The sequence below is a fragment of the Facklamia sp. P13055 genome, assembly GCF_050409445.1.
GTDB lineage: Bacteria > Bacillota > Bacilli > Lactobacillales > Aerococcaceae > Facklamia.
This window is the reverse complement of record NZ_JBNUPL010000006.1, coordinates 24,847-45,930: the sequence shown is the minus strand read 5'-3', so window position 1 is coordinate 45,930 and position 21,084 is coordinate 24,847. Positions and strand designations below refer to the sequence as shown.

19 protein-coding genes are annotated in these 21,084 nt (G+C 36.4%); 3 read left to right on the top strand and 16 right to left on the bottom strand.

Annotation, left to right across the window (positions count from 1 at the left end; translation table 11 throughout):
• The first annotated feature begins 71 nt into the window (after positions 1 to 71).
• The 3 genes from ACQV2O_RS03690 (at position 72) to ACQV2O_RS03680 (ending at position 2,966) form a co-directional block, all read left to right on the top strand.
• Entirely contained in the window at positions 72 to 998 is a 927-nt protein-coding gene (locus tag ACQV2O_RS03690; protein ID WP_428873506.1) for a carbohydrate ABC transporter permease, read from the top strand.
• Positions 998 to 1,870, top strand: a complete 873-nt coding sequence (locus tag ACQV2O_RS03685) for a carbohydrate ABC transporter permease (protein WP_428873504.1) — start codon at positions 998 to 1,000, stop codon at positions 1,868 to 1,870. Before ACQV2O_RS03690 ends, ACQV2O_RS03685 begins: the two co-directional genes overlap by 1 nt.
• 211 nt (positions 1,871 to 2,081) lie before the next feature.
• Positions 2,082 to 2,966, top strand: coding sequence for a LysR family transcriptional regulator (locus ACQV2O_RS03680; RefSeq protein WP_428873502.1), 885 nt, complete (start codon positions 2,082 to 2,084; stop codon positions 2,964 to 2,966).
• Here ACQV2O_RS03680 and buk read toward each other — a convergent pair.
• From buk to ACQV2O_RS03600, 16 genes are all read right to left on the bottom strand, one after another.
• The gene (gene buk / locus ACQV2O_RS03675; protein ID WP_428873500.1) at positions 2,963 to 4,033 is read right to left on the bottom strand and encodes a butyrate kinase; all 1,071 of its coding nucleotides are present in this window, start codon (positions 4,031 to 4,033) and stop codon (positions 2,963 to 2,965) included. The two genes, ACQV2O_RS03680 and buk, sit on opposite strands and share 4 nt — an antisense overlap.
• 1 nt (position 4,034) lies before the next feature.
• Positions 4,035 to 4,943 (bottom strand): phosphate acyltransferase, encoded by a 909-nt coding sequence (locus ACQV2O_RS03670; RefSeq protein WP_428873499.1) that lies wholly within the window; start codon positions 4,941 to 4,943, stop codon positions 4,035 to 4,037.
• A gap of 26 nt (positions 4,944 to 4,969) precedes the next feature.
• Entirely contained in the window at positions 4,970 to 6,007 is a 1,038-nt protein-coding gene (locus ACQV2O_RS03665; protein ID WP_428875051.1) for a PTS transporter subunit IIC, read from the bottom strand.
• Between the two features lie 23 nt (positions 6,008 to 6,030).
• A complete protein-coding gene (lpdA, locus tag ACQV2O_RS03660) occupies positions 6,031 to 7,443 on the bottom strand; it encodes a dihydrolipoyl dehydrogenase (RefSeq protein ID WP_428873498.1) in 1,413 nt (470 codons plus the stop codon).
• Between the two features lie 7 nt (positions 7,444 to 7,450).
• The gene (locus ACQV2O_RS03655) at positions 7,451 to 8,782 is read right to left on the bottom strand and encodes a dihydrolipoamide acetyltransferase family protein (protein ID WP_428875020.1); all 1,332 of its coding nucleotides are present in this window, start codon (positions 8,780 to 8,782) and stop codon (positions 7,451 to 7,453) included.
• Positions 8,783 to 8,796: 14 nt separating this feature from the next.
• Positions 8,797 to 9,774, bottom strand: coding sequence for an alpha-ketoacid dehydrogenase subunit beta (locus ACQV2O_RS03650; protein ID WP_428873495.1), 978 nt, complete (start codon positions 9,772 to 9,774; stop codon positions 8,797 to 8,799).
• Position 9,775: 1 nt separating this feature from the next.
• The gene (pdhA, locus tag ACQV2O_RS03645) at positions 9,776 to 10,882 is read right to left on the bottom strand and encodes a pyruvate dehydrogenase (acetyl-transferring) E1 component subunit alpha (RefSeq protein ID WP_428873493.1); all 1,107 of its coding nucleotides are present in this window, start codon (positions 10,880 to 10,882) and stop codon (positions 9,776 to 9,778) included.
• A 163-nt stretch (positions 10,883 to 11,045) separates the two neighbouring features.
• On the bottom strand, positions 11,046 to 11,507 hold the full coding sequence (locus ACQV2O_RS03640) for a YopX family protein (RefSeq protein ID WP_428873491.1): 462 nt from the start codon (positions 11,505 to 11,507) through the stop codon (positions 11,046 to 11,048).
• A gap of 61 nt (positions 11,508 to 11,568) precedes the next feature.
• Positions 11,569 to 12,564, bottom strand: coding sequence for a D-2-hydroxyacid dehydrogenase (locus ACQV2O_RS03635; RefSeq protein WP_428873490.1), 996 nt, complete (start codon positions 12,562 to 12,564; stop codon positions 11,569 to 11,571).
• Positions 12,565 to 13,592: 1,028 nt separating this feature from the next.
• The gene (gene malQ / locus ACQV2O_RS03630; protein WP_428873488.1) at positions 13,593 to 15,074 is read right to left on the bottom strand and encodes a 4-alpha-glucanotransferase; all 1,482 of its coding nucleotides are present in this window, start codon (positions 15,072 to 15,074) and stop codon (positions 13,593 to 13,595) included.
• A gap of 192 nt (positions 15,075 to 15,266) precedes the next feature.
• Positions 15,267 to 15,785, bottom strand: a complete 519-nt coding sequence (locus ACQV2O_RS03625) for a DNA-deoxyinosine glycosylase (RefSeq protein ID WP_428873487.1) — start codon at positions 15,783 to 15,785, stop codon at positions 15,267 to 15,269.
• A 399-nt stretch (positions 15,786 to 16,184) separates the two neighbouring features.
• The gene (locus tag ACQV2O_RS03620) at positions 16,185 to 17,870 is read right to left on the bottom strand and encodes a cache domain-containing sensor histidine kinase (protein WP_428873486.1); all 1,686 of its coding nucleotides are present in this window, start codon (positions 17,868 to 17,870) and stop codon (positions 16,185 to 16,187) included.
• A complete protein-coding gene (locus ACQV2O_RS03615) occupies positions 17,867 to 18,613 on the bottom strand; it encodes a response regulator transcription factor (protein WP_428875019.1) in 747 nt (248 codons plus the stop codon). The genes ACQV2O_RS03620 and ACQV2O_RS03615 overlap by 4 nt, the downstream gene beginning before the upstream one ends.
• Positions 18,614 to 18,619: 6 nt before the next feature.
• Entirely contained in the window at positions 18,620 to 19,735 is a 1,116-nt protein-coding gene (gene msrB / locus ACQV2O_RS03610) for a peptide-methionine (R)-S-oxide reductase MsrB (protein ID WP_428873483.1), read from the bottom strand.
• Between the two features lies 1 nt (position 19,736).
• Positions 19,737 to 20,321: a TlpA family protein disulfide reductase gene (locus ACQV2O_RS03605; protein WP_428875018.1), complete on the bottom strand. Its 585-nt coding sequence runs from the start codon at positions 20,319 to 20,321 to the stop codon at positions 19,737 to 19,739.
• Between the two features lie 11 nt (positions 20,322 to 20,332).
• A complete protein-coding gene (locus ACQV2O_RS03600) occupies positions 20,333 to 21,049 on the bottom strand; it encodes a cytochrome c biogenesis CcdA family protein (protein WP_428873480.1) in 717 nt (238 codons plus the stop codon).
• Positions 21,050 to 21,084 lie beyond the last annotated feature (35 nt).

Sequence of the window (21,084 nt, the reverse complement as noted above, 5' to 3'; positions counted from 1 at the left end):
GTTAATTTAGCAGTGTTCTTAAAGGGACTAGAGGGTTTCTTCTAGTTCCTTCATTTATAAGGAGGGTTCTTATGGCATCTGCCTCTCATAAAAAATCTCGTAGTAAACGGCAGCGTCGCAATTTTATTTTTTTAGTGGCCCCTGCTTTTATTGCACTTACTTTAGTGATTTTCATTCCCTTCGTGATGGGCATTTATTATTCATTTACGAATTGGGGCGGGATTATTAAGCCTGTTGCAGATTTTATTGGTTTGGGTAATTATAAAGAAAGTTTTGCCGATTCTCGTTTTCGTTATTCTCTGATGGTTACCTTTATTTTTGCTTTTTTTAATATAATTATTATTAATTTAGTCGCTTTTACTTTAGCTATGATTGTTTCTAGTCAAGTTAAAGGTAGAGATATTTATCGTGCGGGCTTCTTTGTTCCTAATCTAATTGGTGGAATTGTCTTGGGTTATATTTGGCAATTTATCTATAATAATGTTTTTCCTCAAGTTGGAGAATTGTTGGCTTTCGATTGGCTGGTTGAAAATCTCTTCTTAGGTTCTCCGCGTCTAGCTGTTTCTGCCTTGGTTTTAACTTCAACTTGGCAATATGCCGGTTATATTATGATGATTTATTACGCGGGCTTGCAAAACGTTCCTCGTTCATTGTATGAATCTGCTTCCTTAGATGGAGCCAATTGGTGGGGAAAGCTACGCCACATTACTTTGCCAATGATTATGCCATCATTTACTGTTTCTTTATTTTTAACCATTAATAATTCCTTTAAAATATTCGATGTCAATTACTCCTTGACGGGTGGTGGCCCTTCTATGATGTGGAATAGTGAAGCCATCAAGTCTACTGAGTTTATCACTATGAATATTTATAATACTGCTTCTGTTGAAAATAATTTAGCTTATGGTCAAGCTCGAGCAGTAATTCTTTTTGTTATTCTAGTCATTATTAGTCTTAGTCAGACTTATATTACAAAACGTCAGGAGGTCGAAATGTAATGTCAATTATCAAATGGAAAAAGTTTTTCTTAGAGTTGTTCGCCCTCTTAGTTTTTGTCTTATTTATCAGCCCCTTACTGTTAATATTTATTAACTCAGCCAAGTCCTCTCGCGAAATATTAGTCAATCCACTCTCACTGCCTGAAAATTGGGGACAAATATGGGAAAACTTCCTTACTATTTGGAACAACCCCTCTATTGATTATCCTAGTTCTTTTTTATCATCAGTAATTATTACTGTCACTTCCTTGGCTCTAATTAGTCTGGTCAGTTCATTAGCTGCTTGGGGATTAGTGAGATACAAATCAAAAACTTCTTCACTCATTTTTTATATGTTTGTGGCTTCAATGGTTATCCCTTTCCAAGTCGTCATGTATCCACTGATTACTTGGTTTAGAATCCTATCCATGAATGTAACTGAACCCCTAATGAATTTCTCACTCTTGAGATCTTATCCTGGGATAATCTTGGCCTACATTGGCTTTGGAATGGGCATGTCTGTCTTTATGTTTCATGGTTTTTTAAAGGGTGTCCCACTTGAGATTGAAGAAGCTGCCGAAATAGATGGTGCTAACAAACTACAAACTTTCTTTTATGTAGTCATGCCCATTATGAAACCAATCTATGTTACGATTATTATTTTAAATGGCATTTGGATCTGGAATGATTTCTTACTGCCGATGCAATTGTTAGGTGTCGGTAATGACATTCAAACATTACCGATTGCTATTTCAAACTTTGCCGGTTCCTACACTAAACAGTGGGATATGATTTTATCTTCATCCTTAATGATTATGATTCCAATCATTATTGTTTTCCTCTTTGCTCAAAAACAAATCCTTAAAGGCATGGTTGATGGAGCAATTAAATAAAACAAACTAAATAGAGATCCTGCCAGACAAATCAAAGAAGGATCTCTATTTTTATTAGATTTTGAGGAAACTATAACAATATTCAAGCTCTCATAAAATCAATCATAATGCAAAGAACAAAACAATCTATTAAACAAAAATTAGCTTTATTAGTAGAAATAGCCGTCATTTGATATAATGAATTTAAAAAATCTAAAAGGAGGTGTCTATCTTGGATATACGTCAGATTAAATATTTTATTGCTGTAGCAGAAACAAAAAACATTTCTCACGCTGCTAAAAGTCTTTTTATTACTCAACCTACACTTTCCCAAGCAATTAAAAAAATTGAACTGGAACTAGATACACAACTTTTTACTTATTCAGAAAAAGAAATGACGCTTACTCATACCGGTAAAATTCTTTATGACAGGGGGAAAAACTTGACCGAAGCTTTCGATGAACTAGTTCTTGAAATTCAAGGCTATAATCATAATCCAGCTGAAATAATGAAAGTCGGATTAACTTCTCTCTTTGCCATTCAATTCATGCCTCAAATATCAAAATTTATTGCTACCCATTCCAACTTGGAATTGGTCCTAGTTCAAGATGGGTCTCGTCATCTTCAACAATTGCTTGCTGAGGGTACAATTGACATTGGCCTCGTTTCTTTTCCTAAGATTGAAGAAGGTATTCATATTGAACCTTTAAACACGACCACTCAAGGATATAAGGTCAGTGTTGTTCTACCTAAAAGCAACCCACTCTCTAGTCGTGCTTCGCTTGAATTTAAAGATTTAAGAGACGAAAATTTCTGTAATCTAACTGATAATTTTATGCTAGGTGAAATGTTACCTAAACGCTGTCGCAAGGTTGGGTTCGATCCAAATATTGTTCTAGTCAACAATGATTGGGAAGTGCTTACTCATAGCTTAAAAAGCTTAAACTCAATCTGCATTTTACCGAGTGAGTTTAAGCCTTTAAGCAAATTAGAAGAACTCGCTTGGGTTCCCTTGGAAGATCGCAATAACTATTATCCGATTGGTATTGCTTTGCGAAATAATTATACATTGACACCAGCGATGAATGAATTTATATCCATCATAAAATCAAATTAACCCATTTCTGCTAAACGATGTGCGGTCTCTTCTTGATTTAAGACGCGGTTACCACCTTTTGCTAAGGCAATCATTTCAAATTCTCCTGGGAATGGAATAAACGGACCAATAAATGCTGTTCTTTTCTTGACTTCATTTCTTAAAAATTCCGAATGAGCCATTCCGCCTGTCATTGAAACGGCATCAACTGGACCGCCTATCGTAGCTGCCAAACAAGCGATTGTTTTCGCAATCCCTAAAGCCATAGCTTCAAGTACTAACTTAGCTTCTTCATCTCCATCAACAGCTCGTTGCTCGATCAATCTTAAATCCTTTGTTTGAAAATAAGAGTATAAGCCCGCTTCGTTTCTAGCAAATTTATAAAACGCATCGACTCCCCTTTCTTTGATTAGAGGGATTAAATTTTTAATAGCAATTCCACCAGAGCGTTCTGCTGAGAACATTACCTCATCGTCTGAAATAAAATCAACAATTTCACCACCTTGATGAGCACTAGCTGAACAGCCTCCTCCCATATGAACCACTATAATTTTAGCCTCTTGATAACTTTTCCCCATATCACTCGCTACTCGTCTAGCAACCGCCCGCATATTCAAATGATGTCCAATACTTTTACGACTCACTCCTTTTATGCCAGTCAGTCTAGCTACGTCTGACATTGAGTCGACTGTAATTGGATCATATATATATGCGTTGGTACCCGGTTTCCCAAAGTGATTGATTACGGCTTGTGCTAATTTGGCACCTAGGTTTGAAGCATGTTCAATAACTGGATGGAATTCTAGACGATCTAATAGCTCGTTATCAACTAGAATAGCCCCTGACTTCACTGGACCAATGCCCCCTCCACGGCCTACGGCAGTGTCAAGGTCTTTGGTTAAATGATGCTCTTCTAATAATGATAAAACATCTTGGGAACGCATTTCAAACTGATCAAAAACATGTGGAAAATGACTGATTTCCTCATTAGTATAGAGAATTTCATCTTTCCAGATTTCTTGATCGTTTTCAAAATAAGCTATCTTAGTTGATGTAGCTCCCGGATTAATGACAATAATTTTGTTCATTTTATTCCCCCTTATCCATCATTAACTGAGCTAATAGAATAGAGGCATATTTTTCACTAGCCGAAGCACTTCTCGAAGTTAAGATAATCGGTACGCGCGCTCCCATTATAATACCAGCCATCTCGCCGTCACCAAATAGCAAGAGTGACTTGGATAGACTATTACCAGCGACAATATCTGAAGCAATGATTAAATCAGCATCTCCTCTAATTGCTCCAGACCAATTTTTTTCTGCTGCACTTGTCGGTGATAAACTAATATCTAAAGATAAGGGGCCTTCTATAATTGCCTGCGAATTATCTGACTCCTCAGCGATTTCAGCAAAGTTAACAGAAGATGGCAATTTAGGAATTAAGGTTTCAGCTGCAGATAACAGAGCTACTTTAGGCTTTTCTACACCTAATTTGTGAAATACTTCCACTCCATGTTGGATAATTGTTTTATACTCTTCTTTATTCGGTTGCAAAACCATGCCACCATCACTTATGCCTAACAAACGATCAAGTTTGGGAATGGATAAAACGGCCATGTGGGTTAATAAGCCACTTTTGACAATTCCTGTCTCTTTAGCAACGACTTGTTTCAATAACTTTCCGGTGGAAAGCTTCCCTTTCATAATCGCACCAGCTTTACCTTCACGGACTAAACGAACTGCTTCAAAAGCTGCCTGTGAGTCGTTGGATTCGTCAATGATTTCGTAATCTTCTGCTGATAGTTGATAATTTGCAATGATTTTTTCTAATTGCTCCTTATCATCAATAAAGATCATCTTCAAGCCTTCTTCTTGAATGGCTTTTTTTGCACTTTTCATTACCTCATCGTCTGCAGCTTTTACTACAGCTAGGACGAATTTGTTTTTGCTAGATCTTTCTTTTTGTTTGAAGGACTTAATTTGTGAAATGAACGACATAACTTTCCTTCTTTCTTACTTTGTTTTTATAATTCTAAACGATAATCTTCCTCGGTCACTAATGGCACCGCTTGGGTAAAAACGTATTTAAAGACGAAGCCTAAACTAACAGGAACTACCACAAAAGCAACAAAAGTAATTAGGAGGTTTATCAATGAGAAACCACCACTTACTAAGTTCAGATGATTTATCGGACCAACCAGTCCACTAAAACCAAATCCTGCACTCATCGGTGTTCCTTGAATATTGAACAAAGCAGCCATCATCCCACAGACTGCAGCATTACATATAATCGGAATCATTGTCTTAGGATTTTTAACCACAATGGGCATTGACATCTTAGGTGAACCAATAAAGTGGGCCAAGGCTGTTCCTGAACCATTTACATTCCATCCCATAATAGCTAATCCAAAACCACAAGCACAAATACCAAGGTTTCCAGCTCCCGAGCCTATACCTGAAAGTCCTACAGCTAAAGCAATTCCTACCGTTGTAATTGGAGAGACTATCAAGATCGAAAAAACAATAGCAATTAAAATACACATTATAATCGGTTGAAGTGTTAATAAGCTAGCCACGCCTTGTCCAATTAGCACAGTAATACCTTTGACATAAGGCAAAATCCAATGGCCTATACTCCCTACTAAAGCTAAAATTAAAGTGGGAATTACAATAATTGTGTATGATTTTAGCTTGTTTCCAATTAATAATATCACAAAAGCAGCTAATGCAGATGTTAAGCCGACATTAATGACGTCCCCTGTTCCATTCAGGGTAAGGGCGCCACCAACGAATTGAACCGCACCCCCTCCATACATTGCAGCTAGACCAATTGAGGCAGCTTGGATTGGATTAAATTTAAAATTCAATCCAATCATGACACCACTGACTAATCCTAGCATAGAGTTTGACATGGCCAGAACACCTAATAAAGGTGATCCCGGCGCGATAGCTCTAACCAGTTCTGTTAAGAGGGCGCCAGGAATTAATACGATTACCGTACCTAGAGCTAAACCATTAAGAATATTCATTGCAAATTGTTTACCGGTCATTTTATTTTCCATCATATAAATCTCCTTTTAATTTGCTATTGGTGAATTCCTTGATCTAAAAGTATTTCAGCAGCATCCATTATGGTTTCTGTTAGGCTTGGGTGGTTATGAATTGTTAATACCAAATCTTCAGCTGTCATTAAATTTTCAATTGCCAAGGTGATTTCTCCAATTAATTCACTTACTTCTGGACCAACCATTTGAGCCCCTATCAAACGATTTGTTTCTTTATCGGAGATTAAACGAACAAATCCTTCTTTTTCATTCATTGATAGAGCACGACCATTGCTTTGGAACATGAATTTTGCTTTTTTGACATTGATTCCTTGATCCTTAGCTTGTTTTTCAGTTAATCCGACTGTCGCAATTTCTGGATAAGTATAGCAGACTGTTGGAATAACTGAATAATCAACTGCTACTCCTGCATGACCAGCAATTGCTTCAGCTGCAACTTTTGCTTCATAACTCGCTTTATGAGCTAAAGCCGGTCCTGCGACAATATCGCCAATCGCGTATATGTTATTTTTATTGGTTTGTCCTTTCTCATTAACTGGAATTAAACCTTTATCATCAACCTTAACTCCGGCCAACTCTAAACTTAAGAGATCCGTATTAGGAACTCTTCCTACTAAAACCGCTACTTTATCAGCTGAAAGGTCTTCTTTTTTCTCTTTAACAGAATATGAAACGGTCACTTTTCCTTCTTTGTCTACTGCTGATTCAACGGTTGCTTTAGTAATTATGTCAATACCCTTGTTTTTCATCTGTTTAATAACTGGCTTGGTCAAATCACTTTCAAAACCATTAAGAATTCGATCACTTGCTTCAATGACTGTTACCTTAGTACCTAAATTAGCATAGGCTCCGGCCAATTCCATTCCGATATAGCCGCCACCAATTATAATTAAGGATGCTGGAAGTTCTGTTAAATTAAGTAGTCCTGTCGAATCAATAATGTTTTCACTAAATGGTAGACCTGAAAGTTCAATTGGACGACTACCAGTAGCTATAATCACATTCTTAAACTGATAGGTCTCGCCCATTTCTCCTTCTTTTACAACATGAACAGTCTGGTCAGAAGTAAACATTGCTTCGCCATGGATTATTTCCACTTTATTCTTTTTCAATAAAGCTTGAACGCCAGCTGTTAATTTTTTGACTACTTCATTATTCTTCCAATCTTGTAGAGCCGTAAAATCCAGACTTGCGTCTCCATATTCTAATCCATAAGGCGTTTTGTTTTTAGTCTTAACGTATTCATTTCCGACCGTAATCATTGCTTTTGAAGGAATACAACCAACATTTAAGCATACTCCCCCTATTTGATCTTTCTCAATGATGAGTACTTTCTGACCTGTTTGTGCCGCTCGAATGGCGGCAACATATCCTCCCGGTCCAGATCCAATTACAATCGTATCAGCTTCTTTTGCAAAATCTCCTACTACCATTTGTCAATCACCCTTCCGATAATAATAAATCTGGATTATTTAGGTATTCTTTCATTAAATTAATTGCTTTTTGAGCGGTTACACCATCCACTACTCGATGGTCAAAAGCAAAAGATAATTTTAACACAGGTTTTAATACCGGATTCTTCTCTTCATCTGGTAAGAATTGTTCTTCAATTCGACCTACACCCAAAATAGCTACTTCAGGTTGGTTAATAATAGGTGTAGACCAAACTCCACCTGTTGCTAAGCCACCCACATTGGTTAAAGTCATAGAGCCATTATCCATATCTGTTGTTTCTAACTCTCCATTTTGAGCTTTATCCGCTAGAGTTTGGATTTCTTGAGCTATTTCAAATAGACTCTTTCTTTCTGCGTTACGAATCATAGGAACATATAAACCTTTAGGAGTGTCGGTAGCTACGCCAATATGATAGTAATTATGGTAATATATTTCTCCCTTTTCAAGATTCATAGAAGCGTTTAATTCTGGGAAACGTTTCAACATAGCCACTAGAACTTTCACAAAATATGCAGAATAGGTTAACTTAATATCTTTATTCTTAGCAATTTGTTTCATTCGATTACGATGTTCCACTAAAGCTGAAACTTCTACTTGATCAAATACCGTTACGTGAGGTGAAACTCGCTTACTTTCAACCATGGCTTTAGCAATTACTCTACGCATCATGCTCAGTTTTTCCACTCGATCTTCAGCCATTGCTTCAGCAGCTACTGGAGTCGCGCTAGAAGTAGACACTTGATTTTCAACGACTGCTTGACTTACTTGTTTATTTGAAGTTTCTTCGCTAGGGGCTACAGTTTGACCTGTTTCTAAGAAATGATCGATATCTTCTATCGTAATCTTACCGTGATTTCCTGTGCCGATTACTTTCGAAAGGTCAACCCCCTTGCTACGAGCATATTTACGTACTCTAGGAATAGCCATCTTACGAATATCATCCGATACAGCTTCCGTTCTATTAGTATCTTTTTCTTCCACTAGATCCACTGTATCTGATGTATTGGAGCTGTTTTCTTCAACCAGATTATCTTGAGAATCTGGTTGAGCAACATTTTCTACTTGGCTCCCCACTTCCTCTCCTTCAAGAGCTATATCGGCAATAGGCTTGCCTACTAAAGCAATTTCACCTTCTTCAGCATATAGCTTAGAAATTGTTCCGGATACAGGTGAAGGCAATTCAACAGCAGCTTTATCACTTTGTATTTCCAAAATGATTTGGTCTTCTTCAACCTTATCTCCAACTTTAACATGCCAGGTGAGCACTTCTGCTTCATGAGTACCTTCACCAGCATCAGGTAATATAAATTGATACATCAAAATGCCTCCTTTTAGAATTTAAATGTTTCTAGAGCCTGTTCATAGATATCATTCTCATCTGGTATCCAAACTGACTCCGCTGCCCCAAAGGTATAAACAGTATCAGGTGAGGTTACACGCGCAACAGGTGCATCTAAATCCATAAAGCAACGTTCACTAATATCTGAAGCTATCTGACCAGCAATTCCTGCAAGTCGTTGCGATTCTTGTAAAACAACTGCACGATGAGTTTTTGCAATCGAAGACTGAATTGTTTCAAAGTCATAAGGAGCTACGGTACGTAAATCGATTACTTCTGCTTCAATTCCTTCTTGTGCTAATTTGTCAGCAGCCTTAACTGCCAACCCTACCATTAGTCCATAGCCAATTAAAGTAATATCTTTTCCTTTACGGACTACATTCGCCTTATCTAACGGTACAGTATAATATTCTTCAGGTACTTCGCCTTTAACTGAGCGATATAATTTTAAATGTTCTAAGAAAACAACTGGATCGTTCGATTCAACAGATGAAATGAGTAAACCTTTTGCGTCATAAGCAGAAGAAGGAATAACTACACGTAAGCCAGGAACTTGAGCCATCATTCCTTCCAATGAATCAGAGTGTAATTCAGGTGTGTGAACTCCCCCACCATATGGAGCACGAATGGTTACAGGCATTTGACGAGTTCCACCATAACGAAAGCGAAAACGAGAAATTTGAGCCACTAGAGGATCCATTGCTTCTAAGATAAAACCAGAAAATTGTATTTCTGGAATAGGACGAAAACCTTCTGTAGCCAAACCTGTTGCCATGCCTAAGATAGCTGATTCTGCTAACGGTGTGTCAAACACACGATTTTTCCCAAATTCTTCTTGTAATCCATCGGTAATTCTGAAAACACCTCCGTTTAAACCGACATCTTCACCAAATATTAAGGTTTTGTTGTCACGGCTTAAAACTTCTTTAAGTCCTGCTGTAATTGCTTGTGCTAGTGTTAATACTGCCATCTTATCTCATCTCCTTTGCTTCATACTTCTTAATTTGTTCTAAAATACTTGGCGGAGTCACTTCAAACATGTTCTTCAAGAAATCAGAAACTTTTTGAGCAGGCTCTTGTGCCATACGTGCCATCGCTTCTTTCACTTCACTCTTCAAATCTTCAATGACTTGATTTTCTTTTTCTTCTGACCATAAGCCTTTTTCTGTTAAATAATTGCGAAGACGAATAAGTGGATCTTTTGCCATCCATTCTGCTAGTTCATCGTCTCCACGATAACGTTTTGGATCATCCGACATCGTATGCGGTCCAAAACGATAAGTCAAGGCTTCAATTAATACAGGACCGTTACCCGCTATCGCATATTCACGTGCTTTCTTGACTGTTGCATACATTGCGACTGGATCCATGCCGTCTACTTGTACAGCAGTAATACCTGCTGCAACCGCTTTTTGAGCCAAGGTTTGAGCAGCTGTTTGTTGTGCCACTGGAACAGATATACCATATCTATTGTTTTGAACAACTGTAATTAATGGTGCTTGATAAGCTCCTGCGAAGTTGATTCCTTCATAGAAGTCACCTTGTGAAGTTGCTCCATCTCCACAAAGAGCCAGTACAACTGATTTTGAATCGTTGAATTTTTTACCAATGGCTACACCCGCTGCTGGAGGTAAAGTTCCTCCTACCATTACTTGGGGAGCATATGCATTAAAATCCTGCTCAAATTGGTTACCTGCAACATGGCCCTTATACCATAGGAACCCTTGATACATAGGCAATCCGTGACGAATCAATACTCCTAAATCTCTATAAGTCGGAACTAAGAAATCATCACGAGTTAAGGCAGCCAATGAGCCGAATTGACTCGCTTCTTGCCCTCCTGCCGTTGCATAATTTCCCAAGGCTCCTTGGCGATTTAAAATAATTGTTCTCTCATCGAGAGCACGACCCCAAACAATATCTTCCATCAAAGATACTAACTCTTCATCTGTTATTGATTTCAATGTTTCTGGATCAACAACTTTTCCATTTTCGTCTAAAACTTGAACCATTTCAAAAGGTTTGGCATACTGATCAACAACTTGGTTAAAGTCAACACTACTTAGCTTCTTCACCATGTTTTCACTACCTTCCATTATATTTTTTATTAAGCGCTTACAATTTTATTATAAGTTTTGTTTCAACAAAGGTAAAATACATAAAATCTATGATGCTATTGATTTTATCCTCAAGCTAAACAAAACCCTTAAAATAATTGACAAAGAGCTGTCTTCTCTTGGTTTACATTTTGGTGGTGTGTTTCTCGACTAATTGATCGAGATCATTTTCTAATTCATTTCCAATGACTTGACGATAGCTATAAGGATCATCCAAAGAAAAATAAAAATAGTTATCCCTTAAATAAGCTAATTTTTTCTCTACTTTAACTTTCAATTGCCATTCATTTTGTCTGAAAACAACCACTCCGATATTTTCTGGTGTATTAAGTCCTCCACAATTTAATCGTTCATGAATATATCGGCTCTTAACAATGTCTCCTTCATAGATCAGTTTACCACTCTTTTTAGCTGTCTTTTCAAACAAAGCCGTCGAATACATCAAGCAGTCACCTTCTGATAATTTCCATAGATTTGCTTCACTTTGACCGGCTAATACCCCCTCAAATTGATTTGTCCCCTTCTCAATAACTTGATCAAAATAACTCATTTGACGTTTTTCATCAAACCAAACTCTTGCTTTCATTTTTCCTTCCTACCCCCTATATAAAAATTAGATATACAAAATTGTATATCTAATTTTTATCTTAATTTACTCGATTTTTGGTTGTTCCAGTTTTAATGACATCTAATGTAGCGTTTAGGCCGCCTTCTACTAAGTTTTTTACTGATTCATCCGTATAAAATGCAATATGAGGAGAATAAATCACCTTAGGATGGTCTAATACTTTTACAAAGACTTCATCTTCAATTTCCTTGTCTGAAAAATCTTTGGGAATATAAGGCGCTTCATGTTCATAGGTATCCAGTCCAGCTCCTAATAGGATGCCCTCATCTAAAGCATTTAGTAGTGCCGTCGTATCAATTACTGATCCTCTTGCCATATTTAATAAGACTGCTCCTTGCTTAAACTTCTTAAACATCTTCTCATCAAATAAGTGGTGATTTTCCTCAATAGCAGGTATGTGTAAAGAAACAATATCTGCTTGTTCTACTGCCTGTTCTATCGAAGATTGATACTCTAATAAATCCTTCAGTTCATCATTTGGGTATAAATCATATCCAACTATTTTAGCGCCCATCCCTTTAAAAATTTGTGCGACACATTGGCCAATATGACCGGTACCGATAATTGCAACGGTCATATTTCCGATTACTCGACCTCTAATATTTGGTGTCCAAGAAAAATTATGCTTCTTCACTTGTTCTTGAATAGCATCATAATGCCGAATAAGATTCATCGCCGTCAAAGCTGACCATTCTGCAATTGATTCTGGTGAGTAAGTAGGGACATTGGAAACGATCAAATGATGACGTTTAGCCATTTCCAAATCATACATATCCACTCCAGCACTTCTTTGAGCGATCTGTTTAATGCCAAATGCCTCTAACTTAGCATAAATCGATTGCTCTAAAGGAGCCACTTGGGATAAGGTGACCCCATCATACCCTTCTACTTGGTAAATTGTCTTTTCAGTTAAAATATCTTGCAACATCTTAACTTCTACATTGGCTTTATTGGCCCAAGCCTCAACTATCGGTCTTTCTTCATCCCGGATACCAAATGCGATTATTTTTGTCATAATGACTCTCCTTTCTTTTTCACACTTATTCTATAAATAAACGTTTTTAAATACAAACAATTACTCTTTTTTTACAAAGTATCTCCACAGCCTAAAATTTTTGGTCTAAGCTCGAAGTCTCAATAGAAAAAACCTCCTTTTATAAGATTGTGATGGCCACAAAACAATCACAAACAGGAGGTCCCTTATAGAAAAATTTAACACAAAACGAATGACTGCACTCGCACAAGGTGAGTCTGTTCAGTAATTTTGCGCCTAGCCTTAGAAGATGCCATTAACTTTTTGCTGAACAAAGAGCGGTCGATCCTTCTTAATTTTAAAAATAGGAAGCCGAAGGCTAACAAAAACACCCCATAAAAAGATTATGTTTGTCTTCATTGTGGCCCTGCTTTTGCTCCTATTAGACGTGGAAATGATTCAAAAGAAGCAATTAATCAACAAATCCAGCGAATCAGCAAAGTGAAAGAACAATTTCCTCATACAGCAGCTCTGGAGAAAACGATTTTTTGTTATATCACAGAGTATGATGCAAAGTTCAGACATCGGATACATGAAGCTTTGATAAAGTCCGCTTCAAACTTCAACACCTTGTGGATCAAAAAGGAGCTGTTCACAAAAAAATAAAAAGAGAGCTAACAATGCGCTAAGTAGCTTGAATGGATGAGTCAGCGCCCTTTGCTTCCCTCGCCTTTTAGCTGAGCATACTTGCAAGGCAAATATTCAATCGTATCAATGCAATCGACAGCTCATCAAAATGCGAGCTGACTATTAGAAAAGAGTAAAAATGCTGGTCTATTTATTATAATTTTGCGATCTAGCTTACACTATTAATTTGACACTAAGAAAATCATAATAAAATTGACTCCCTTCTAAAATCTTTGAAAGGCAAAGTAATTAAATTCTTTGATCCATGAAATGCATTATTGCCAGAAACTATTAGCAAGAATCTTTCTGAAAGAAATCAATGATAACCATCCGCAAGAAACAGGATAGCCATTTCTTTTACTGTTGAAATATTAATACTGTCCTTAGCGATAATAAGTTTGGGTGAGTTTCAACAATTTAGTCTTGACAGTTTCTGTTAATTGTTCTTTCGTCATACGCCATTTCCAGTTTCCTCCTAATGTTGCAGGAGTGTTCATTCGTGATTGGTTATCTAGGTCCAAAAGATCTTGCATACGAAAAATTGCTAAGTAAGATCGTGACATAGCAATTCCACGATTTAGACAATCAGCTATACTTTCGTCTTTTAATTCTCCTAGATAATTTTTTATTTTATCTAAAGACGCCGGACTCGCTGTATCTTGTGCCCATCCCCTAGCTGTTTCATTGTCATGAGTGCCAACATAAGCTATTGAATTGTGTGGATAGTGGTGGGGGAGATCTGGTGAGTCACCCACTTCCTCAAAACCAAACTGTAAGATTTTCATCCCAGGAAAACCGGTCGCTTCTCGCATAGCAATCACGTCAGCTGTCATAAAACCTAAATCTTCAGCGATAATATTTAAGTCTCCTAACGCTTCATTGACAGCAGCAAACAAATCACAACCTGGTCCTTTAGACCATGCTCCTTCAGCGGATGTTTTAGCCGAAAGCGGAACTTGCCAAAAAGACTCAAACCCTCTAAAATGGTCGATTCGCACCCAGTCGTAAAGTTTAAAACTCTCTTTAAAACGTTGGACCCACCATTTATAATTTTGTTGACGATGATATTCCCAGTCATAAATTGGATTGCCCCAAAGTTGTCCATCGGTGGAAAAGTTGTCAGGTGGCGTTCCTGCTACTAGAGTCGGATTGCCCTCTCTATCGACTTTGAATAATTCTGGATGGGTCCACATTTCTACGCTATCTCTCGAGACATAGATCGGCATATCTCCAATAATCTCAATCCCTTTTTGATTGGCATAGGCTTTTAAGGATTGCCATTGTTGGTAAAAAAAGAATTGGGTTATTCGATAATAATCAAGTCGTTCAGCTAAATCTAAACGATAGCTAGCTATAGCATCAGCCTCCCGTTTTCTTGCTGGTTCATCCCACTCATACCAAGCTTTAAGATCAAACGTTTCTTTAATCGCCATATATTCAGCAAAAGGATTTAACCAATCCTGATTTTCTTGTATAAATTGTTGGTAGCTATCACTTAGATTCTTGTTTTTAAAACGTTGAACGGCACTTTCCAAGATAGTTTGGCGACTTTTAAAGATTAAAGCATAGTCCACTGACTTTCTATCTTGGCCGAAGTCGATTCCTTCTATATCTTCTAACGTTAATAAATCTTCTTTTTGCAGTATGTCTAAATCAATAAAATAAGGATTTCCGGCATAAGCTGAAAAAGATTGATAAGGTGAATCTCCATAAGAAGTCGTTGTTAGAGGTAATATTTGCCAGTATTTTTGTTTAGTATCCGATAGAAAATCAACAAAATCATAAGCTGCTTGCCCAAAGGACCCAATTCCATAATCGTTGGGTAGCGAAGATATATGCATTAAAACCCCACTTGAACGTTCCATCTTTTCCTCCTTTGATTTAATCATTTGTTTATATTGCTTGTTCTTTTACATTCAGTCCTTCCCCACTCATCTATTGGTAATAGTCAACCATGACTTATACCATTATCTTGAGTCTGCTCTACTTTATATTTTCTCCCATCCTTAATAGAGTATGTTCATTATACCCATTCTGGCCCATTTTTCACTAATCCTTTATTCATCTAGATAGGTGATTATTTTTTTCCATTCTAAAAACAAATCATCTAAACGAAATCGCGCATTGGCTGGACTGGTAGAAGATAATTTAATTCCCCTAATACCCATATCTTTTGCATGATATTTTTGATAATACTTATAAGAAGTAGTTCCATTACAGAAAACTTGCTGAATAGATGCTTTGTCAAAAATCATTTTTAAATTAGAAGGAATTACATTTTTAATGCTAGCGTCACTCGAACCGACAATATCGCATTGATATATCGAATCATAAACGGCAATTTTATGATTCATTAAAAATTTTCTTCTTTCTTCTATATTGGAACTTAATGCTTCATTAAATAGTTTTTCCATCAAAGGCCAAAAACGGTTTTGTGGATGTCCATAGAAAAAACCATACTCTCTCGTTTTCACTGAAGGGAATGAGCCTAAGATTAAGATTTTAGAGTCCTTTTTATAGAATGGCTTCAAGGGATGAATAATTGTTTGATAATCCTTTTTGCTGTCTTTAGTCATTGAATAATTCCTCCTCTCGATGACTTTATTATCCATCTAACTTGCTGTCTATCATTTCTAGCTCACATTTTCTCACTTAATCAAAAAGGCTTTCCTTTAGCAAAAAGGCACAAGACTTATTGTTGAATTACTTTCAGATCTTCTCCCTTCTACTTACTTGAGTAAGCTCAGGGTTTGTTTTTTTGATGAAATACATAATAGCTTCTAACTAATCCTATTTTTGACTTTTAATGCGTCAATAAATTGCTATCTTTTCTTATTTACATTTTAAATGATTGATTGTTTGATAACAAATTTTACGGTTAGGACTGTCAAGTCAAAAAGAACCAGGAACGTTTTACAGTGTCGCTGGTTCAATTCTTTTAACGGTCTTGTAGAAATTTAGGATAGAAATACTTTTTAGATTTTTATCTTTAATGTTACCCTAGTTAATTGATCATCACTGGTATAGCTTAGGCCATAAGCTTCTCCGTAGAGGATTTTCAGTCTTTGATCCACATTAGCCATACCTATACCGCCTAGTTTAGGCTTTGGTTTGTTTGAATGCTCTTTACCTTTAAATCCTATCCCATCATCTTCCACTTGAATCATTAAAGCGTTCGCTCCAATCCTGGAAGTAATTTGGATATGCGACTGGCCTTTTTTAGTTTTAATACCATGATAAATAGCATTTTCAACAATCGGTTGAATAATTAACTTAGGTACTAAAATTTCGCCTGTATTTGCTCCAAGCGAAATATCGTAATCAAATTTATCATCATACCTAATCTTTTGGATGTTCATATAATTTTTAACCTGCTCTACTTCTCTCTTCAATTCAATAACGTCCTCGTCCACACTCAAGGTGGTCCGTAATAAACTACCTAAAGATTGAATAACTTCGACAGCTTGATCTTTTTCTCCTAGTTCAACCAGCCATAAAATAGTATCCAAAGTGTTATAGATAAAATGTGGGTTAATTTGACTTTGAAGGGCTTTTAATTCATAAGTACGCTTAGCTTTTTCCTTTTCTTCAATTGCCTCTGTCAATTTTTTTACCCGATTTAATAACAAATTATACTCCAAGGTCAGTTCTCTGATTTCTAGAGAAGCTTGTTGGTTTACCGGGATATTCGAAAATTCTTGATTCACTTTTTTCATCTCATCAATTAAGTCCACAATAGGATTGGTGACTTTTTTTGATACGAAAATCGAAAGAAAAATACTTGAAAGTAGAATTAAAAAAGCCCAGATAAGCATTTCGGTAATCAGCTTTCTATTTAGAATGTAAATTTCTTCAGGACTTCTAACTTGCGTCAATTGCCAATTTGTATTCGGAACATAGATTGATGAAATAATGTAATCTTCTTTGTTAAAAGCACTCGAATCTTCAATAATAGCAAGGTAATTGGCCTTTTCTTTTAGCGAATCACCATTCATCTGTTCAGAATCAAAAATCAGCTGCTTATTTTCATCTACAATAAAGGCAAAACCATTTTCCCCTAAATTTACCGTAGAAATATAATCTTCAATAAACTTATAGGAGACATCTATGATAGAAAGTCCTTGAAATTGTCTATTAGCATCTTCGATTTTATGACTCAAGGAAATGACTCGTTCACTTTTATTCATGGTAAAGCCCGAATGATTTTCACGAGTAATTTGAGCCATGTTATTCGACTTTAAAGCTGTTTGGTACCAGTCTTCATTCAACACCGACGCTTTACTTTCCATTACGCTTCCGGTTTGAGTAATTAACTGACCGGATTGAGTAATTATCATAATATTTTTTATAATGTTATCGCTCGATTTTATTAAATCAAGCGTGCTTTTTACAGCACGCTCATCAATTGCTTGCTCCTGATCACTATTTAATTCGGGGGTCATGGCTAATAAACTATTTAAACTTTTCATCTTCTCAAGATAAGAAGCAATATATAAACTAGCCGTCTTCAACTGCTGACTGTTTTCCATTTCGATATTTTGCTTAATAATTTTAACTGAAGACCTATAATTAGCATAAGATAATATTAAAACGATCATCATTGAAATACTGAAAAAGTATACACTGATTTTTCGGTCAAATCGGTTGCGCATTGTTTTCATTTTTTTGCCTGCCTAAACTGTTTGGGGGTGATTTGATAATATTTTTTGAATTTAGTGATAAAATAATTGACATCTTCGATTCCGATCTCATGCGCAATCTCATAGTTCTTTTTATCGCTTGATAGTAAAAGTAGCTTTGCTTTCTCCATACGTCGTTTATTGATATAGTCCTGAAAGCTCATTCCATAGTAATCTTTGATCAAAACAGACAAATAATTACTATTATAGCCGATTGCTTCCGCCATCTGACTAAGCGACAAATCAGCTTGAAATATATGTTTATCCAAATAGTCTTCAATCAAATCTGAGCGTTTAACCCTATCGACTTCTTCAGGAACTAATGCCTGAATTTCATCTTTTTGACGTTTTTCTTTTATCTTAGTAATCGCTGTTTGTAAGATGAACTCAATGTCTTTTTTGGATACTGGTTTCAAAATATAATCATCCACTTTAGCTCGAATAGCCTTTTGCATGTATTCAAAATAATCGTAACCTGTTAAGATAATAATATAAATTTGGGGATAATTAGCCTTGACAGATTCAGCCACACTCAAGCCATCCAGCTTAGGCATATTAATATCTAGAAGCAAAATATCAGGTTGAAAGTCTTCTACCACATTTAAAGTTTCTTCACCATCTTCTGCTTCATAAACGTCTGAAATGCCTAAATCTTCTAATGGAATTAATTGTTTAATACCCCTGCGAATGATTGATTCATCATCAGCTATCAATAATTTCAACATAATAACCTACTTCACAAAATTTATTAAGGATTCATAGCCTGCAGCTTTCATTTCTTCTAATGGGATAAAATCAATTGAAGCACTATTAATACAGTACCTCAAACCGCCTAATTCTTCAGGCCCATCTTCAAACACATGACCTAAATGTGAATCGCCTGCACGGCTTCTAACCTCGATTCTACTCATATTATAACTTAAATCTTCATTATATGTTACAACTTCCTTAGCGATGGGGCGAGAAAAAGATGGCCAGCCACAGCCAGAATCAAACTTATCTTTTGAACTAAAGAGAGGTTCACCCGTAGCTACATCGACATAAATTCCCGCTGCTTCATTATCCCAATATTCGTTAGAAAAAGAAGACTCTGTATCATTTTTTTGCGTTACTTTATATTGTATGGCTGTTAATTTATCTTTGAGCTCTTGATCACTTGGCTTTGGATATAGAGCCGGATCAATTAAAGGTTCATTAGCCTTATTCAAATCAATATGACAATAGCCATTGGGGTTTTTCTCTAAATAATCTTGATGATATTCTTCAGCTGGATAGAAATCTTTCAATTCTTCTACTTCTACTTGAATGGTTTTACGATATTTGGCCTGTTCTTTATCTAAGCGAGCTTGAATGATCGCTTGATCAGTAGTTTCAGTAAAATAAATACCTGTGCGGTATTGAACACCGCGGTCATTTCCTTGACGGTTCTTACTCGTTGGATCAACTACTTTTAGATAATAATCTAACAGTCCATCTAAAGAAATGCGCTCCGGATCATAGGTCACCTCAACCGTTTCGGCATGGCCCGATCCTTTAATCACTTCTTCATAACTTACTTCCCTCTTGTTTCCATTCGCATAGCCACTGATTACATCTGCAACACCGTAGACTCTTTCCATATAGGCTTCAACACCCCAGAAACAGCCACCGGCTAAATAAATTTTTTTCAAATCAGCAGAAGAATAATCGATGTCTTTGTTAGGGTTCACTTTGCTTTTAGCTTTCTCTTGATCCAATATGGCGTCAATTTCAGCTAATTTACTGTCATTCACTTTATTGTTAGAACTCACTTGTGAACAAGCGACTAAAAATAGGGCAAACGCCAATAAAACGAATATCTTTTTCATCTTAATTCTCCTTTGCTAAGGCTTCAAACAATTGAGTTAATGTTTCTTTGCGAATTTCACCTGGAATAATCTTTACTGGCACCCCTTGACTATCAATCAAGGCATTAGTTGGCATTGAACGTACTCCATAATTAGCAAAGGTCTGGCCCTCTTCATCTAAAAGTACTTTCATATTATTGTATTCTAGCGAATTAAACCACTCCATAAAATCTTCTTTGTTTTTCTCCCCGTTATAACCAGGAGAAACAATCGTTACAACTTCAAAGTCATTTTCTTGACCAGCTAAAGTATTTAAATCTTCTAAGCCAGCTAAACAAACCGGACACCAGGATGCCCAAAACTTGACATAAACTGGCTTGCCTTTTTGTTCTGCTAAAGAATAATCTTTTCCCTTTAAATCTTTTAAGGTGAAATCATAAGCACTTTCTCTTTTTGAAGATATGCTTGAATCCTCTGAAACTTTATTTGTCTTTTTAAGCTCTTGGGCTGAATTGTTCGATTCGCCATCTGTAGTCTCTTGGTTGGAAGCTAAGGCACAACCACTTGCGATTGAAGCGACAGCTAGTAATAATATAAATTTTTTCATTTCATTTCCTCCTAATTGAATAAGTTATTAAAATAAGCGACTAAGTTGGGAAGTTGATTGGTCATTAGGACGATTCCCATTATCATTACCAAGAAGCCACCTGTTCGTTTGATGGTTACCAGATGTTTTTTGAAAAAGCTAACACGGTCTAACATATAAGTGGATAGAATCGCCATAATCAAAAAGGGAATCATTAGCCCTAATGAGTAAATTAACATCAAGAAGGCTCCGTAAAATTGAGTGTCTCCGCTGGCGGAAGTGACTAAAACAGCTCCTAATATTGGTCCTACACAAGGTGTCCAGCCAAGACTAAAGGAAACACCCATCAGATAGGTTCCTAAGGCTTTTTTCTGTTTTACATTCACTTGTATTCCACGCATACGATCCAGTTTTTTAAAGTGGATGATATCCATTTGGTGGACACCCAGTAAAAAAACTAAAAAGCCTGCAAAGATTAAAATGGAAGAATTATTTAGGGCTTGGCCTAACCATCCTGCGCCAAAACCTAAAATAATAAAACTGGTTGAAAGTCCTAATACGAAGGACATGGTTTTAATAATGCCTCCCTTATTGATTTCGAACTTGCCAATTTTTAATTTTTGATATTCTCCTGCTTCATCCGTCATAAAACCAATATAGACTGGAATTAAGGGGAAGGTACAGGGTGCAAAAAATGACAATAATCCGGCAACAAACACGGAACTGAGTAAAATGTTTTCTCCTATCATAATGTTTTCCTTTCAAAAATGTATTTTTTCTTTAT